Annotated in this window: 15 protein-coding genes; 9 read left to right on the top strand and 6 right to left on the bottom strand. The window is 38.1% G+C overall.

Features of this window, described 5'->3' with window-relative positions:
- Positions 1-1,416 (bottom strand): isochorismate synthase, encoded by a 1,416-nt coding sequence (locus L6494_RS07845; RefSeq protein ID WP_237993524.1) that lies wholly within the window; start codon positions 1,414-1,416, stop codon positions 1-3.
- Positions 1,417-1,874: 458 nt separating this feature from the next.
- Between L6494_RS07845 and menA the strand changes: the two genes are divergently transcribed.
- The 3 genes from menA to L6494_RS07830 all read left to right on the top strand — a co-directional run bounded on the left by menA (position 1,875) and on the right by L6494_RS07830 (position 5,291).
- Positions 1,875-2,792 carry a 2-carboxy-1,4-naphthoquinone phytyltransferase gene (gene menA, locus L6494_RS07840; RefSeq protein ID WP_237993522.1) on the top strand — a complete coding sequence of 306 codons (918 nt, stop codon included), beginning with the start codon at positions 1,875-1,877 and terminating at the stop codon, positions 2,790-2,792.
- A 173-nt stretch (positions 2,793-2,965) separates the two neighbouring features.
- Complete coding sequence (locus tag L6494_RS07835; protein ID WP_237995892.1) at positions 2,966-3,952, top strand: o-succinylbenzoate synthase; 987 nt, start codon at positions 2,966-2,968, stop codon at positions 3,950-3,952.
- Positions 3,921-5,291 (top strand): 2-succinylbenzoate--CoA ligase, encoded by a 1,371-nt coding sequence (locus L6494_RS07830; RefSeq protein ID WP_237993520.1) that lies wholly within the window; start codon positions 3,921-3,923, stop codon positions 5,289-5,291. The genes L6494_RS07835 and L6494_RS07830 overlap by 32 nt, the downstream gene beginning before the upstream one ends.
- Before the next feature lie 174 nt (positions 5,292-5,465).
- Here the strand turns inward: L6494_RS07830 and L6494_RS07825 are convergent, their stop codons facing one another.
- From L6494_RS07825 to L6494_RS07810, 4 genes are all read right to left on the bottom strand, one after another.
- Positions 5,466-5,915 (bottom strand): acyl-CoA thioesterase, encoded by a 450-nt coding sequence (locus L6494_RS07825; RefSeq protein ID WP_237993518.1) that lies wholly within the window; start codon positions 5,913-5,915, stop codon positions 5,466-5,468.
- Positions 5,916-6,000: 85 nt separating this feature from the next.
- On the bottom strand, positions 6,001-7,089 hold the full coding sequence (locus L6494_RS07820) for a T3SS effector HopA1 family protein (protein WP_237993516.1): 1,089 nt from the start codon (positions 7,087-7,089) through the stop codon (positions 6,001-6,003).
- A 102-nt stretch (positions 7,090-7,191) separates the two neighbouring features.
- Positions 7,192-8,430: a phosphotransferase family protein gene (locus tag L6494_RS07815; RefSeq protein WP_237993514.1), complete on the bottom strand. Its 1,239-nt coding sequence runs from the start codon at positions 8,428-8,430 to the stop codon at positions 7,192-7,194.
- A 1,035-nt stretch (positions 8,431-9,465) separates the two neighbouring features.
- Complete coding sequence (locus L6494_RS07810) at positions 9,466-9,786, bottom strand: TMEM14 family protein (protein ID WP_237993512.1); 321 nt, start codon at positions 9,784-9,786, stop codon at positions 9,466-9,468.
- A gap of 96 nt (positions 9,787-9,882) precedes the next feature.
- Here L6494_RS07810 and L6494_RS07805 point away from each other — a divergent pair, with 96 nt between their 5' ends.
- From L6494_RS07805 to L6494_RS07785, 5 genes are all read left to right on the top strand, one after another.
- Positions 9,883-11,223: an ATP-binding protein gene (locus tag L6494_RS07805; RefSeq protein ID WP_237993510.1), complete on the top strand. Its 1,341-nt coding sequence runs from the start codon at positions 9,883-9,885 to the stop codon at positions 11,221-11,223.
- A gap of 238 nt (positions 11,224-11,461) precedes the next feature.
- A complete protein-coding gene (locus L6494_RS07800; RefSeq protein ID WP_237993508.1) occupies positions 11,462-12,724 on the top strand; it encodes a tellurite resistance TerB C-terminal domain-containing protein in 1,263 nt (420 codons plus the stop codon).
- 82 nt (positions 12,725-12,806) lie between these two features.
- Entirely contained in the window at positions 12,807-14,135 is a 1,329-nt protein-coding gene (locus tag L6494_RS07795) for an ATP-binding protein (RefSeq protein WP_237993506.1), read from the top strand.
- Positions 14,136-14,221: 86 nt separating this feature from the next.
- Entirely contained in the window at positions 14,222-16,411 is a 2,190-nt protein-coding gene (locus tag L6494_RS07790; protein WP_237993504.1) for a DEAD/DEAH box helicase, read from the top strand.
- Between the two features lie 187 nt (positions 16,412-16,598).
- Positions 16,599-16,787: a WD40 repeat domain-containing protein gene (locus tag L6494_RS07785; protein WP_237993502.1), complete on the top strand. Its 189-nt coding sequence runs from the start codon at positions 16,599-16,601 to the stop codon at positions 16,785-16,787.
- 75 nt (positions 16,788-16,862) lie between these two features.
- Here L6494_RS07785 and L6494_RS07780 read toward each other — a convergent pair whose 3' ends face one another.
- Positions 16,863-17,162 carry a 30S ribosomal protein PSRP-3 gene (locus tag L6494_RS07780; protein WP_237993500.1) on the bottom strand — a complete coding sequence of 100 codons (300 nt, stop codon included), beginning with the start codon at positions 17,160-17,162 and terminating at the stop codon, positions 16,863-16,865.
- Positions 17,163-17,329: 167 nt separating this feature from the next.
- Here L6494_RS07780 and L6494_RS07775 point away from each other — a divergent pair, with 167 nt between their 5' ends.
- The gene (locus L6494_RS07775; protein WP_237993497.1) at positions 17,330-18,127 is read left to right on the top strand and encodes a TIGR01548 family HAD-type hydrolase; all 798 of its coding nucleotides are present in this window, start codon (positions 17,330-17,332) and stop codon (positions 18,125-18,127) included.
- The last annotated feature ends 183 nt before the right edge of the window (positions 18,128-18,310 follow it).

The raw sequence follows: 18,310 nt of genomic DNA, 5'->3' as shown, positions 1-18,310 counted from the left end.
TTAAACTAATGCTTTTAGCAATGCTTGAAGTTTGAGTTGAATTTCGGCAAATTCTCGATCAGGATCAGAACCGGCGACAATACCTGCACCTGCATAAAGTCTAGCGCGATCGCCATTAATTAATGCGGAACGAATCCCCACAATAAATTCACAGTTCCCTTGAGAGTCTACCCAACCCAAAGGCGCAGCATATAAACCCCTCTCAAAGTTTTCATAACGGCGAATTTCAGTACAGGCTATATCTCTGGCTGCACCGGCTACGGCTGGTGTGGGGTGTAATTGGGCAACAATTTGTAATGGATGGACGTTAGCCGGAACGATCGCACTAATTGGTGTCCATAGGTGCTGAATATTAGATAATTGTCGCAGACGCGGGGCTAATATTTGGGGTAATAAACCTAGTTGGGTGAGGCGTTGTGTAATGAAATTCATGACTAATAAATGTTCATGTCTTTCCTTTTCGCTGTTGAGTAAACGATTCGCATTGGCTGCATCTTCCGCAGGGGTTTTACCTCTGGGTGCAGAGCCGGCTAAAGCATCAGTAATTAATTGTTGATTATGGATACTAATTAACCTTTCTGGACTCGCACCAATAAAACTTTGTCCCTTGCTATTACTTGTAGAGAAGATATAACAATTTGGATGAGTTTTACGCAGGTTATTTAATGAGTGAAATAAACTAAAATTCTGATTTGAGTTCACATCTAAAACATCTGCTAGGACAATTTTGCTAAGATGATTAGAATGAATTTGTTCTAAAACTGAGATTACGGAATGCTTAAAATGTTCTGTATCTTTGATTGATTTTCTCGTAAAAATCGCAGGAAAATAATCTGGATTCGGCGAATAACGTTTTAAGGAATTAAGAGTTTCTATTTTATTGGTAAGTGTTTGTAAAAATAACGGAATATTAAAACTAGCATTAACAATAGTATTTATGACTAAGATACATTGATCATTTTTGACAGCTACTTGCCAACGTGGTAAAAAAACAGTAGCTGAAGGGAATGGATAATCAACTTGGTGCGTTTGATCAAAAAAGCTGAAATAACAAAAAAAGTGCGCCCCAGTAAAAGCTTTACTAGTATCACCAAAATTAATTATATTTTTTAGATTAGATTTAATGAAATATTCAGCTTGATGAAAGCGGTCTTTGCCATTAATTTGGATTTTTGTCACTGCGTCGATAGCTGCGATCGCCTCAACTTTACTTTTATTCTCAAAGTAAAAATTTATTTCATTTGCTTGCGCTAATTTATCCAATACTATCAGAGGATCAACCCAGTCAATTGCTAGGGAAATGCTCACAATTTGCCTACAATTATTTTTGAGGCAGTTTTCTTGAACAGCTAACAAAAATTGGTAGAGGTCTTTTTGTTCTACAACAAAGTTACTACGACATGGTGAAACTGTCATAAATCTAGAAATAGTAAATTTTTTTTAAGTTATCTTCCTAAAGTGTAATTAAACATGGTCGTATTTCTACAGGTAGCATATTCAGTCACCATTTCACCAGAGTATGGCGTGCTTTGTTGATGGTGTTCATAAACCATGACAAGCTATGCTTGGTCTTAGTCTGCAAACAAAAAGTGTAAAATTTGCCACGGGGAGGTTACAACAATTCGCAATTCGCAATTCGCAATTCGCAATTACGTGTTGTAACGGGGATTTAGACCCCGCCACAACACTTGCAGCTTGATAGAAGCCGGGGATTTAACCCCTAAGTTTTGTTAAGTAGATGAAACATAGTGCTAAGTGCTGAGTGGGTGTAGATAATTTATCTAATACGCTTAATTAAATAGAAAGTATATTAAGCATCACGCAGAATGAACACAAGATGAGTAAATTTTTAGTAATTTAACTAATCTAGACTGATGACTACAAAACAAATTTCCCGTCCCCAGAGTAAATTATGGATTGCGGCAATTAAACCACCAATGTACAGCGTGGCAATTATGCCGATTTGGGTTGGCACATCTGTAGCATTTGCGGAAAATAAAAGTTTTAATATAGCAGTATTTTCTACTTTTGTAGCCGCCGCAATTTTAATTTTGGCGTGGGAAAATATCAGTAATGATGTATTTGATTCAGAAACAGGTATTGATATAAATAAACACCACTCGCTGGTGAATCTAACTGGTAAAAAGACTGTAGTATTTTGGTTAGGGAATTTGTGTTTGATTGGGGGTTTGTTGGGGATATTAGCGATCGCTACCTGGCAACAAGACCCGACGGTGATCGGCATTATTCTGTTATGCTGCGCCTTGGGCTATATGTACCAAGGGCCTCCCTTCCGTCTAGGATACCAAGGTTTAGGTGAAATTCTCTGCTTTTTCGCCTTTGGCCCTTTGGGCATTACCGCCGCATACTACAGCCAAACCAGAACTTGGTCAATCACCAGTTTAGCTGCGTCAGTAATTGTTGGCGTTGTCACCAGTTTAATTTTATTTTGCTCACACTTTCACCAAGTTCAAGATGACATCGCCGCCGGCAAGCGATCGCCTATTGTCCGTTTAGGTACAGCCACAGGTGCAAAAGTCCTCACTTGGTTAACAGCTAGCATTTACCCACTCACCTTGCTGTGTGTAGTATTGGGCATTTTCCCAGTATGGACACTGTTAAGTTGGGTAAGTCTCCCCTACGCCTTCAAATTGTGTCGCCACGTCCAACAAAATCACAACCAGCCCGAAAAAGTCAGTAATTGTAAATTCATTGCTGTAGCTGTGCATTTTTGGAGTTGCTTGTTATTTGGTGTAGGATTTGCGATCGCCGGCGTTTCATTAGGGGTGTAAGGGTGTAAGGGTGTAAGGGTGTAAGGGTGTAAGGGTGTAGGGGTTGAAGGTGTTGGACGGGGGGATTGAAAAAGAGCCAAACACCTTTGCTCCAAGGAGCAGGGCTTTTAACCCAAGGGTTAGGTTGGCTGCTCTTTCTTCCCCCTACACCCCTACACCCCTACACCCGTATTATGTACCAATTTGATTTTCGCCTAATATCACGGCAATTTACGCGGTCGCTAATTACTAGTCATAGTGTATGGGAAATTCGTGAAGCTATTATTCTCAGGTTGCGTGATTCCACTGGTAAAGTCGCCTGGGGAGAAATCGCCCCCATTAGCTGGTTCGGTTCGGAAACTCTAGAACAAGCTTTAGATTTTTGTCACCAACTCCCCCAAGAAATCACACCAGCAAATATTTTCTCTATTCCCGACGATTTACCAGCTTGTCAATTCGCCTTTGAGTCAGCATTAGAGGAAATGGGGACTAGGGACTTAATTCCAGAATTTTCTCCCTTGTCTCCCACCAATGCCCAATACAGTGCCTTACTTCCATCTGGGGAAGCAGCTTTACATCAATGGCAAACTCTTTGGCAGCAGGGATACCGCACGTTTAAATGGAAAATAGGGGTAGATGATATTAGTCAAGAACTGCAAGTATTTGATTTACTAACGCAAGCCTTACCAAATTCCGCCAAACTGCGACTTGATGCTAACGGTGGATTGAACTATGAAAAAGCAGAATTATGGTTAAAAACTTGTGATAATCTGCGAAAAAATCCAGAATTGACTGTGAAAATTGAATTTATCGAACAACCGCTACCTGTGACAGATTTTTTCGAGATTTTGACATTGAGTCAGTGTTATGATACTGCGATCGCATTAGATGAATCCGTCGCCACACTCCAGCAACTTGCTGATTGTTATGAAAAAGGTTGGCGAGGAATTTTCGTGATTAAACCAGCCATTGCGGGTTCTCCCTCGCGTTTAAGAAGATTTTGCCGACAGCATGGAATTGACGCAGTATTTTCATCAGTATTTGAAACTGCGATCGCCAGACTTGCTGCACTCAGAATAGCAGCAGAACTATCCCGTCACAATAGGGCTGTTGGTTTCGGCATCAATCACTTTTTTACCCAAGCAGAAGATGACACCTGGCCAGAAAGTTTATTTTCATAACTTGATTCACCATGATTTGCTAATTGGTGATGACAACCAAGAACTTCAACAAATCGCCACCAAACTATATGCCGAACTTAGCCAATTATTAACAGATATTCAACCCCTAAAAATCATCCTAGCCGAGCGAGAACCAGTCAAATTTTTAGCGGGATTCATCGCCGCGTGTGCAGCCAATTGCCAAGTATTTTTATGTAACCCCGACTGGGTTGAACAAGAATGGCATCAAGTATTTAACTTAGTACAACCTGATATTATTTGGGGTATGGGGAATGAAACTCAATTCCCCCTGTCCCCTGTCCCCTGTCCCCTGTCCCCTCTCATAATGATTCCCACCGGTGGTTCATCGGGAAAGATTAAATTTGCCATGCACACCTGGGAAACTCTCACCGCATCAGTGCAGGGATTTACAGAATATTTTCAGCTACAACAAGTAAATTCATTTTGTATTTTACCGTTGTATCATGTTAGCGGCTTAATGCAATTTATGCGTGCTGTAATCACTGGCGGTAAACTAGTAATTTTGCCTTTTAAATCAATAGAACTAGATCAAAAATACCAGATTAACCCTCAAGAGTTTTTCATATCTTTAGTACCTACCCAATTACAAAGACTGCTACAAAACCCAGAATTAACTGCATGGCTAGCTAAATTTAAAACTGTTCTCTTAGGTGGTGCGCCTGCTTGGGATGAATTATTAGAAAAAGCCAAATTTCATGGTATTCGATTAGCACCAACCTATGGCATGACAGAAACAGCTTCCCAAATTGTCACCCTCAAACCAGATGATTTCTTAAGTGGTAAAAATAGCAGTGGTCAAATTCTTCCTCATGCTCAAGTAAAGATTTATAATTCTCAGAAAGAAGTATCACCAGCTAATATAATAGGCAATATAAGCATTCAAGCTACATCTTTAGCCCTTGGTTATTACCCCAATTTCTGGAACAATCAACATGATTTTGTAGTAGATGATTTAGGTTTTTTAGATGAGCAAGGTTATTTAACACTTGTTGGACGTAACAGCGATAAAATCATCTCAGGCGGAGAAAATATTTACCCCACAGAAGTAGAATCAGCTATACTGCAAACGCAAAAAGTTACTGATGTGTGTGTAATTGGTATACCCGATTTAGATTGGGGACAAGCATTAACAGCCGTCTATATTCCTAAAAATACAAATATTAATCCAGAAGAAATTAAAACTGCACTCAAAAGTCAACTTAGCAAATTTAAAATACCAAAATACTGGATTTCTCTAGATACCTTACCTCGTAATGCCCAAGGAAAAGTCAATCGCCAAACACTACAAAAAATAGCTACAGAATTTCTCAAAAAATAAAAAATACAGTAGGGTGTGTTACGGCGCAGAATAATTATTGATAGTGCCATTAAATGAGTAATGAGTAATGAGTAATGAGTAATGAGTAATGAGTAATGAGTAATACTCAGTAATTATTACTTATCACTCATTACTTCAAAATTAAAGACAATTGGAGTTGGGGATTTAATTATTTCATGCAATAACTTCTCTAGCTTTTCTTCTCTCCGCTTCTTCTATTTCTCTGCGATTGCGTTCCAACCAATGGACAATATTAGTTGGTAATACTTGCTTATTTCTACTATTCGCATCAATACAAACGTGTCGAGTAATTGCCTTAGCAACTACTACCTCATTCAAGGATATTTCATAGGTAATTTCAAACTTTTCTGCCCCCACTTTTTGTGGCATTAAGCTAATTAATAACTTATCTCCACAAAATACGGGGCGAAGAAAATCTACGCTAGCGTGAACAATAGGGAAAGCCACCTGGGGATTAGTAAAAAAATCTTTGAGATTGATACCTGATGTTCTCAGAGATTCTTCATAGGCTTCATGACAAATACTCAGAATATTGGCGAAGTAGACTACACCCGCAGCATCTGTATCTTGAAAGCGAACAGTGCGATGATAACTAAAAGACATAAATAAAATTCAAAATTCAAAAATAAAAAAATAGCAGGCAACAAGCCTGCTCTATTGGTTAATTTTACTGCAATGTCAATACAAATTACTTTAATGGGGAATATATATCTTCAGAGGTAGGGTTAAGGTAGGGACGCTGTAAATCGATGGAATGATCTTGGAAATGTTGATGAATGGCTTTCATCCTTTCTTCTACAGCATTCTTACCTTTTTGCCAAGCTTCTAACAAAGCATTAGCTAAGATTTGACAACGATTCATCCCAAAACTTTCTTGTGCGGTAAATTTTTGAGTAGGTTCTTCCGCGAGTCCTAAACCTGGGGCTAAAAACTTGGTGAATAAAGGGATTTCTGGCTGAAAATAAGCTTGATTTTCTTTATAGACAAGTTGTAAAATTTTGTGAATCGCTGGATAGTCGTGACGCTCAAAGTAGAGTAACCCAGAATCGTAGCGTTCATAGGCACTGGGGTTGTAGAGAACTTGAAAGGTAAAAGGGATAGTATTGGCATTAAGTTGCTGGGTTAAACTATCCATCAGCGCGATCGCACCATCTACGGTAAAGTTAAAATAGATTCTACCTGTGCCTAAATTTACATCTGGTTTGCCTTGTTGTTCCTGTCCCACATCACTCACAGCTAGATAATAGCCATTTTGCAAGCGATTATTCGGCATCCAAATCGCTACTGATTCACCAACTTGGGCGGATTTTTTTCCAGGTTTGAGGTGACAATCTGGTTCAATATATAAAGTTAAACCATCTTTAGTCACTGCCATAGTACCATCAGGTTCTTTTCGCAGCACTTCCCAACTAGGGTCAAAATAACCTCTACCATGATTGCTAGCTTGCAGTTGTTCATAAAATTCCCAATCAATACCCACAACAGAATTAGTTGCTAAATTTTGTGGGAGTTGGTAATTACTATTACTACTATCAACTGCCAAGCTGCTTTGCAAAACCCCGTTATAATAGATACCGTAAATAAAATTACGTAATAATAAATTGAGATATTTATGTTGTAGGGTAGCCGAATTTTGCTGAAATCTATCTGCTACTTTAGTTGGTAAAGCAAAAGGCTGGTAATTAGGATGGTAGATACAAAAATTCGGCTCAATTTGGATATTGGTAGCAATATCTATTAAGGAATTTAGCATTGTTTTAGCAGAGTAATTTAGCATTAATCAATTGAAAATTCAGACTTAACACCTACAAAGTAGAGTAATCAGATTTGATTGTTGAAACCCACTCTACATTAATTAATTCTAACTTCTGCCTTCTATTTAGCAGCCACGCAAGCGAGTTTTTTCATAATACAGGCGAACTAGTTGCTTCTCTTTTTCTGGTTGTGGTATTGTATTCATTGTACCTATAGAACTTACAATTACTGACTCATCAACTCCCAAAATACTGACTATAGATTGCTCAGGCTTAGTTAGAATATTTTTGGCTAATTGTAACTTATAGATATCAGAATTATCAAAGCACTTGCAATTTTTTATACTGTCTTGAATTTGATGAATTAATGCCAATCCTGTAAACTTGATAACTCGTACCAAGAAATCACAACTATAGTCCAAAATCATGGGAAAGGCATTTAAATAAGCCGTTAATAAAGCTACTAATGAGGGTTGAATATCTTCTAATGGAGTCATAGCTAATTGTAGAGATTCTTCTAACTCCAATGTTGCATCTATCACCAAACTTGAAAGCCAAATTTCTAAATAACTAGCCAACATAGTTCCCAAATCAAAAGCTGGATCTCCCCATCCACAAGCTTCCCAATCAATTAATTTTACTAAGCAGTTATCTAACTGATTCCATCGAGAATGAATTAAGACGTTATGCAAATTTAAATCATTGTGTGTCAAGCAACAAGGATTCCATTCATAGGCTAAATCAGCAATTGCAGCTTCTAAACTCTCGTAACGTTGATAGAGTTCATAGAATCGCCTTGACTCGCTGGGAACGTGACTAAAAATCTCTGGAGTAATCGAGTCTATCCCTTGTGCTGGGTTGTAAAAGCTATAGCGAAACTGTCCTTGGGGTGCAGTCGCCATAAAATCACGGTATTCCTTACCTTGGAAAGTAGCGCGGTGTAGGGACGCTAATGTTGTACCAATGGCTGTAGCAATCTCTACAGGGAAAATATTGTTGTTTTGATAAAAGTTACTTAAATCTAGATATTCACTGAGATAGCTACGCACCAGGATGGAGTTTTCCTCATCAAAATGTAGCACTAATGGTGCAATAGCAGAAATATTACCTAAAACTGGAAATTGCTGAAGTAATTCCTGAAAAAGCCATTCGTTAAACAATTCATGAGAAATTCCATCAGTTTCATGCTTATGTTCTTGCTTCACTAGAAGTTGGCGATTATCTCCTAATTTCACCACTAAATTACGATTCTTCTTATTAGTTTCTGGCAACTTAATACTCTCAAAAGTGCCATCTAATAAGCTACACAGACCTGCTGTGTGCAGATACTGGATAACATTGTGAGAAGATAGTGGTGATAACATATATTATTTCCTAATTCGTAAGATTGCCGATAAATCTCTGAATTTCAGGCTTGTTTTGGCTTTAGCAATAGAGGTAGATAACAACAAGTATTTCTATAACAATTCTTTCTTAAGCTACTCTATTAATATCTCATCTCTTTGATTCAAACCTGCCAATATGGCAATAGTTCCCTTTATTTTTACTTTAATATTTTCTCTTTTCCCTACTAAATCTTTACAGTTAATATTTTTGGTTGTTCAAAATAGATAGAGAGTATTTACTTGATATTTTTTAATCGAATATTATTGATTTACTATAATTTTCAATCATGCAAATATTTTAATTTTATCAAAAAAATACAACGATAATTAAGTATGTGTTGTTCACCTATTAAACCTATTGAATACTCATAATGCTTTACTGGACGGGATTAATTATTTTATAATACTTGAATTATAGTTTTATCTTTATTCTAGCTTTGTATTATATTTTACGCAAAAAACAATTTATAAATAGTAGTTAATGATAGTTTTTAAAATTTATATCTTTTGTCTGATTTAGTCAGTATCTACTACAATAACTATCTCAAGATAGATGTAAGCAAATGCTATGAGTTTCTGCACTAGAGATTATTTTGTATTTTCATATGCCATTTTGATTGTGCAGTAGACATATCAAGCATGATTTTTTTCGTACTTAGTTAATATACGTATTATATTTAACGTGACTTTGCTATATATGTAAAATCAAGGTGATTACTCATAGACAAGGGTACTTAGTATCTTTTAGATACTCAATGCCATGAATATGACACAGGGTATTATTTTTATTTATCATCATGAAGTTTAAAAAACCGGATATTTATGTAGTTTTTAGACATGGGGAGTTAAATCAGTGAACAGTTATCAAGTGACTGGTAACGGTTCACTAATTCTTAGCGAAGCGGCGAGTAATGACGGGATGGAGTTTTCCGCCAAATTTCACAAAAAAAATCTTTTCTAGCTTTTGTTCTGGTGTAGAGTAATATAAATGTACTATTAGGAGGGGAAAAATTGCTACCCAACAGTAAAAAGCTGCCTTACCATGACTGTCAGTGCCAGCATACCGAAAATAGTCATTAATCCAGCCGGCATAAATTTGCGTGTTTTAGCCAATCTTAAAGCAAAGAAAATGACTAAAGCAGCAGTGATGCAAGTTGCTAAAATCAAAGCCCAGGCTTGTCCTTGAAGTTGCAAGTAAGCGGCAAAAACTAATAGTGAACCGCTAATTATACCACTGAGGAGGGAAACTTGACTATTTGCCTGAAAGTAGCCAATAATGCCACCAATAATCGCTAACATACCATAGGCGATCGCAGCAATTATACTTAAATTCATGGTTAAACCCTATGTAGATTTTGATTTTGCTACCCAGTCCAGCAGACAATTAACCATAAGCTACATTACCCCTGTTGATTGACGGATAATCCAGCCATGCAAACGGCCAGCAGTTCTTCCTATGCCCAAGTTCAACTTCTCCAACGCCAAGCAGCGTCACTTTTACTTTATCAATCTGTCCTCCAAGACGAAGTAGGCATTGCCTTTTTAGAATTGCTGCAAGCCATCCGCTACACTGATGCTGATGGACGGCGTTGTTTGCAAGCTTACGGCAGTTACTTTCACGCCTTAGCCGATAAACAGCAAACTTGGGAAGACTACCTCATTACCCAAATTCTCATGGCGGAAAATCCCTTCACAAGACTTGCACAACAGCGAGACTTTAAAGATTTACCCCCAGCTTTAGTAACCGCAGCCCAGCATGATTTACAACTATTACAGAGCCTTTATGAATGTAGCAGTGCTATTTTGAGTGAATGGGTGCAAAGTGTAGCGCATTTAGCCGTGTCTCCTGTGGTGTGGTACGTCGAACCAGATGACACGTCTATACAAGCAGGATTAACATTTTCTCTGCACCATTCAGAACACTGGGCAAATGTAATAGAAGATTTAGCAAATTACTATCGGCAATTTGGTACAGGGTTGTTTGCCCAATATCGGGCATTACGCTGGCAAACGGGGCAACTTATCGGCATACCTTACCCTGACCCAGTGAAGCTAAGTCATCTTGTAGGTTATGAGTCTCAGCAAGCAGCCCTAATTAAAAATACAGAGTTCTTATTATCAGGGGAAATAGCACTGCACGTATTACTGTATGGTAGTCGCGGCGCAGGGAAATCTTCCTTAGTCAAGGCTTTATTAAATGAATATAGCGATCGCCATCTTCGTTTATTAGAAGTGGCAAAATCGGATTTGCAGGATCTACCCACTATTGTAGAACAGTTGCGAGGCTTGCCACAGAAATTTATTATCTTTGTCGATGATTTATCCTTTGAAGAAGATGATGATGCTTTTAAAGCCTTAAAAGTAGTTTTAGAAGGAAACTTAACCGCTAGACCACAAAATGTAGTTGTATATGCTACTTCTAATCGTCGCCATTTGATTCGGGAATTCTTTGGCGATAGACCGACCCCCAAAGATAACAACGAAATCCATGCTTGGGATACGATGCAGGAGAAACTTTCGTTTAGCGATCGCTTTGGTTTAACTTTAACCTTTGAGTCGGCAGATCAAAAAACATATTTACAAATTGTGCAACATCTCGCATCACAAGCCGAAATTAACATCGACCAGCAAGACTTAGAATTTCAAGCCTTACAATGGGCTACACGTCATAATGGACGGTCTGGGAGAACGGCACAGCAATTCATTAATTATTTAAAAGCAGAAATATCACTATTTGGAGAAAATAACCATAAATTAGACATCAAATCATAAAAACAAAGAAATTACGTTAGCATAGCGTGGCATAACCCATGAAAAATTGCACAACTTAGTAAACTATCACAATAACCCCAAACTAACTATAGGAATAAAGTACAGCGTAGCGAAGTCTCCGCGCACCTCTGCGCTTACCTCCGCGACCCTCTGCGTTTAAATTTCCCCCCTCAATTGGCAAAGCTGTACTAAGCTAAAAACCTCCTGTCCCCTGCCTTATGCCTCAAAAATCAGCAATATGCAGCCAGTCATGTTCAGCAATCGATTTATCCTAGGCATAGTTGCCTTTAGTGTCAGTTTTGGTCTTAGTCTAGTCCCCAAATGGGATTTTAACCAAGCTTTCCTCACCGGAGTAATCACCGTAGTTGCTACCTATTCAGCCGCCTTGTTCGTAGATAGGCGGCGAAGAACTCATGAACTCCTAATTTTATCCTCCCTCCGCAAACGTATTAAAGAAAGGGAAGGACTAAAATCTCGCGTAGTTAAAGAAATTGAGCAAATAGAAGCTCATCGTAATTTACTTTATAACGAAACAAAACAACTACAAAATCACATCCTCGAATGTCGTAATCAAAGAGATAGTCTACATAGAGAACTCGGAAACTTTGCCTCACAAAAAAAACAATTAGAATCCGAAGTTAGCAATCTAAAAACCGAACTTTACGACTTAGAACAAAATCAAGCAGAATTGCATAACTTTTTATCTGCCCTGACATCAGAAAAACGTCGCCTCGAATTGCATTACAATACCTCCCATGCGGAAATCAACCAATTACAAACCCGTATATATGAATTAAAACAAGAACAAAAAGAAATAGAGAGTAATTTAACCCTGCTAGGTAGAATTAAACCGCAACTAGAAGAAAAGCTTTACGAATTGCGGCTAGAAGTTCAAAACTTAGAAGCTGAAAAAAATCAACAAAATCAAATACTACTAGAGACAGCGCATGAAAAAGATGATGTAACAGCCACAATAAATTCCTTACAAACTCAAAAATCACAACAACAAGAACATTTACAGCAATTGAAAAATGAAATTTCTGTATTACAACAAGAACGTGACCTATTACAAAACCAAGTTTGGGAATTACTCCAGCAAGTAGGAACATTTAACCAAGAACCTTTATCTGAAAACCCACAAGTTGAAGATATTGAAGTATTTCCTTTTGCCGACTTAATAGAAACAGTAGAATCTGATATTCTACCTGAAACATGGGATAGATTTTTAAATCAATTACCAGGACATGAATTTCAGGTATTAAAAGCAATAGTAGAGCAAGATAATCCTCATCCAACTATTAAAAAAATTTCCGAAGCTAACATTACTATGCCCAATATATTAATTGACTCTATCAATGAACGTGCTAGTGATGTTATAGGTGAATTAATCATTGAAACAACTTTGGAAAAACCCGAAATTCATCAAGAACATATCAGTCATGTCAAAAAAATGATTGCCTTATATGAAAACCTTATGACTAGACACGCCTCATCAAATTAAAATATTCTGACACGTTGTAAGATAATCATTATTATAGGCATATCTGTTGACCTCTGCATTGACATCAAGTAAAGTAAAATACATGGCAAAGCTCAAACTCTCGAAAAAAACTTCAACTGCTTTAATCAATTCCCTAGGTGCAGGGGTAGTTCCCAGAATAGGAGTTGAACAAATAGCCGTTGGTCGAGAAAAAGAACTTAAAAGCCTATTACAAAACCTCGATGATATTGCCGAAGGTGTCGCCGCATTTCGTTTTATAATTGGCAACTATGGTTCTGGTAAAAGCTTCATGCTGCAAATGATTCGTAACCGTGCTATTGAGCAGGGTTTTGTGGTAGCTGATGCTGATTTATCTTCAGAACGTCGCCTAGCAGGAAGTAACAATGAAGGCTTGGCTACCTATCGAGAATTAATGAGTCACCTTTCTACTAAAACTCGTCCTGATGGTGGTGCATTAGTTTCGATTTTAGAAGGTTGGATTAATAAAATTCAACAAGAAGTAGTTAAAGAAAGTGATTTACGTCCCCATGATGAAGGTTTTGATGACAAAATTGAAGCGAAAATTAGGGAAGTTGTCCAGTATATAGAAGACCTAGTTCATGGTTTTGATTTTGGTACTGTAATTATTGCTTATTGGCGTGGTTATCGTTTAGATAATGATGACTTAAAAAATGCTGCCTTACGTTGGTTAAGAGGCGAATTTAATACCAAAACTGAAGCCAAAGCCGCATTAGGGGTGCGCGTTATTATTGATGATGATAGTTGGTACGACTACATCAAACTCTTAGCTAAATTTATAGCGGAAATTGGCTATAAAGGGCTATTAATTTTAATTGATGAAGCCGTCAATATCTACCAAATCTCAACTACAGTCACTCGTGAGAAAAACTATAACAGACTGCTAGCAATGTTTAATGACACGATGCAATGCAAAGCAGAACATTTAGGGATTTTCATTGGTGGGACAACCAAATTTTTAGAAGACCCCAACCGAGGACTATTTGCAGACCAAGCTTGGCGCAGACGCACCAAAGAAAGCCGATTTGCTATCCAAGCTGATGTGCAAGAATTTTTAGGGCCAGTTATCAGATTAAACCCTTTGAGTGAAGCAGAAATTCTCACCCTTCTGCAACGTTTAACAGAGATTCATGCTACTCATTTTAGTTATGACAAGACTTTGAATAGTCGGGAATTAAAGGAATTTGTCGGAGAAATAGTCAACCGCTTGGGTGCGGAAGCATTACTCACACCAGGAGAAATCATCCGAGATTTTATTAGTGTGTTGAATATCTTACATCACAACCCAAACATTCAGTTTAGTGAATTAATTCATGGTGCTAAATTCAAGCCTACTGCTGTGGGTAAAAATACAGCCTTGGATGAAGATAATGCAGCCGAATTTAGTTTGTAGTAAGGACTTTAGTCCTGAGATTTCATATGTTACCGCAGGGTAAGTATGCAGAGGTGTAGAATCTTACTAACTGTGAAAGAACAAATATGAGTGATGCTTTTAACCGACTTGCACCCTTTATTCAAGAATATATTTATCATCATAACTGGACGGAATTAAGACCAGTTCAAACAGCCGCTTGTGAAGTGATATTTGACACTGATGCTCATTTATTAATTACTGCTGCTACAGCTGCGGGGAAAACAGAAGCAGCATTTTTACCTGTCTTGACTGTTTTACATAATAAACCTAGCAAAACTATAGGTGTATTATATATTGGCCCTATCAAAGCTTTAATTAATGACCAGTTTGAACGTCTCAATGATTTACTAAAATCAGTCGATATTCCTGTTTACCATTGGCATGGTGATGTGGCTCAAAGTCGCAAAAATAAGCTACTACAAAATCCTCAAGGTATATTGCAAATTACGCCAGAATCTTTAGAAAGTTTATTAGTCAATAAACACAAAGAACTAGTATGCTTATTTGGTGATTTAAGATTTGTCGTTATTGATGAAATTCACGCTTTTATGGGTACTGAACGCGGTTGTCAGATTATCTGTCAATTGCAGCGTTTGGTAAATTTAACGCAAGCACAACCTCGACGCATTGGTTTATCAGCAACTCTCGGTGATTACTCAATGGCTGAAGATTGGTTGCGTTCTGGAACTGATAAACAAGTCATTACCCCCAAGGTTGAAGCAGGAAAACGCCAAATTAAACTAGCAGTAGAACATTTTTATGTTGCTAAACATGATGAAAAAGAAGCAACAGACTATGAGCAATATATTTTTAATTTGAGTCAATCTCGTAAATGTTTAATCTTCGCAAATAATCGTACCCAAACGGAATCGATTATTGCATCTTTGCGCCAAATTGCTACTATTCAATCACTACCAGATATCTATCATGTACATCATGGCAGTATATCCGCTAGTTTACGCCAAGTGGCAGAAAATGCCATGCGCGAGCCTCATAAACCGGCTGTAACTGCTGCTACTCTCACCTTAGAATTAGGTATAGATATTGGTAATTTAGAGCGCGTTATTCAGTTAGAATCACCCCTTTCAGTAGCGAGTTTTTTACAACGTTTGGGACGCGCAGGAAGAAGAGGTGAAGCTGCTGATATGCGTTTTGTCTGTGGTGAAGATGAAGTATTACCAGAAGCATCTTTACCAGAGCAAATTCCTTGGCAACTTTTACAGTGTATCGCTATTATTCAACTTTATTTAGAAGAACGTTGGATTGAACCAATTAAGCCAATTCAATATCCTTTAAGTTTGCTGTATCACCAAACAATGAGTATTTTGGTAGCCGCAGAGGCAATTTCTCCGGCTGCGCTGGCTAAACAGGTTTTAAATCTGCCCCCATTTGCTGCTATTTCTCAGGAAGATTATAAATTATTGTTGCGCTATTTAATTGATATCGGTCACATTCAACGGACTGAACAAGGTAAATTAATTTTGGGTGTATCGTCCGAAAAAATAGTAGGTAAGTTTCAGTTTTATGCTGTCTTTGCTGATAACCAGGAATATACTGTTAAGCAAGGGACTACAGCCATTGGTAGTATTATTATGCCGCCTCCAGTTGGTAATCAATTTGCGTTGGCTGGGAGAACTTGGGAAGTATTAGAAGTTGATTTCAGAAAAAAAAATATTTTGGTTAAGCAAGTAGATGGTAAGGCTACAAGTTATTGGCGTGGTGGTGGTGGTACGATTCATACTAAAGTTTTGCAAAGAATGCGGCAGGTTTTACTAGAGGATTTAGAATATAGCTATTTGCAAAATAATGCACGTCAACGTTTACAGACAGTCCGCAAGCTAGTGCAGAAAGCTGGATTAGATAAGCAGAATGTCTTGCAGTTAGAAAAAGGTAAATGCTGTATTTTTCCTTGGATGGGAACTGTTGCTTATCGTACTTTAGTCAGATTAATTAATACTTTTTGTCGGGAATCTTTGGAAATTAGTAGTATTGGTGGGGTTAATCCCTATTATGTGACGCTAAAATTAGGTAAAAATAAGTTTAAATATGTTAGCCAAGAAATTATTTCTTTGTGTGAGCAAAGAATTATTCCAGAGGCTTTAGTTAGTTCGGCGGAAGCACCGGAAATGCAAAAGTATGATGAATTTATTCCTCATCCACTTTTACGGAAAGCTTTTGTTTACGATTATTTAGATATGGAGGAAGTTAAACAGCAAGTAGCGCGGTGGGAAGGAATTTCAAATAAAAGGGAGTAGCCAAAATGTCTGGTTTGATTTTTAAACTAAATATTCTCGCTAGTGGTATTTGGGACAAACAAATTAGACTTTGGGATGTTCAGAGTTTCGCAAAGTAGGTAAAAACCCCACCCCTTGTGGTTGGCTGAATTAATTGCGTAAAGCCTGCGGCATAGATGCGCTTAGAGCGGAGCGGGACGTTAGTCCATTGCGAATTGGTTTCATCCCCCGGATAAAATCCAGAGGTTCTCAGCATAGGTACGATAGAACAATTCGCCTCTGGAAATTGAAAAACCGCCCATGTTATGACTTGTTAGAAACAATCTCAGGTCATACACGGGCGGTTTTAGCGATCGCCTTTAGCCCAAATGGTAAAATTCTGGCTAGTAGTCAGTAGTGATTGGGTGGGTGAAGAATTGGGACATATTAAAGTTTCCCCCTTGTCCCCAATCCCCAGTCTCCAATATCTAAATCAAGCACTACCAGTGAAAGCAACTTCAGGGAATTTTAACTGTGCTTCTGCCATTGGACGGTTTCTACCTTCCTCTTGCCAGTAGTTAATCACTTCTGTTGCCTTATTCAGCAACTCAACGCGGTCTACATCGGTAATCCAGTGCTTGGATTCGAGTTCTTTCTTTAACTCTTCCCAGGCATCATTCCTAGGCCAGAAGAAATACTTAGTCAAAGGACTTGTACCTTTGCCGACAACTTGATCAACTGCCAGGGCAACGTTCTCGTCTAGCCAAAGGATTTTCAAAATGAACTTGGACAATTACACCTCCGGGGAATATCCGGCTATGACTTACTAAGTTTGCGATCGCTTATTTTAACGCAATACTTACCAATTCACCAAATAGTAATTCTTAATCAGAAATTGACTTATTGTGAATCATGACTCGATTTAAAATTTAATAGCTAAAAATTTCACTTCCCCCATCCATGACTGCAAAACCCTCAACAAAAGCGATCGTTGTATTTGATATTGACGGTGTTGTACGTGATGTTGGCAGTTCCTATCGTCGCGCACTGGCAGACACGGTAGAGTATTTTACTGACAACGCCTATCGTCCCACATCCCTAGAAATTGATCAACTCAAGTCTGAAGGTATCTGGAATAACGATTGGGAAGCATCCCAAGAATTTATTTATCGCTACTTTGCAAGCCAAGGCCAGTCTCGTGAAGAATTACGACTCAACTACGAAACTATAGTTGCCTTTTTTCAATCCCGTTATCGCGGTACAGATCCTCACAATTGGACGGGATACATTTGTGATGAACCTTTATTATTACAACCTAGCTACTTGGAGCAACTTACAGAAGCTAGTATTGCTTGGGGCTTCTTTAGTGGTGCTACTCGTGCTTCCGCTACCTATGTTTTAGAAAAACGTCTTGGCTTACAGTCTCCAGTCTTGATTGCAATGGAGGATGCACCAGGTAAACCAGATCCTACCGGACTGTTTGCCACTCTCAATCACTTAGAAAATAGCTCAGAAGCCACATCAACGGTCATCTACGTAGGTGATACCGTAGCAGATATGTACACTGTTAGTAAAGCCAGAGAACTCCAACAGCATCGTACTTGGATTGGTGTAGGTATCTTACCGCCTCATGTGCAAGAAACAGCAACTCGTTGCGAGGCTTATACACAGTCACTAGTAACCGCAGGTGCAACACTGGTTTTAAGTAATGTCGAGCAATTAATTCCAGAGGCAATTGAGCAATTATTGGTGCAATAGAACGTAGAGATGTAGCACAGCTACGTCTCTACTGATAAATATATCATGTGAGGTTCAAGTATTTTGAGCGAGTTTTAGATTACTGAGATTAAATATAAAACTCAATATATCTTGGGAATGAAGAAAATCATTAATCTATTACCTAGCCTTGTATTAATGTCATGGACTTGAAAGCAAAGAAAG

Source organism: Nostoc sp. UHCC 0870 (assembly GCF_022063185.1).
Taxonomy (GTDB): domain Bacteria; phylum Cyanobacteriota; class Cyanobacteriia; order Cyanobacteriales; family Nostocaceae; genus Trichormus.
The sequence above is the reverse complement of the archived record's forward strand: the minus strand, read 5'-3'. Positions and strand labels throughout refer to the sequence as shown.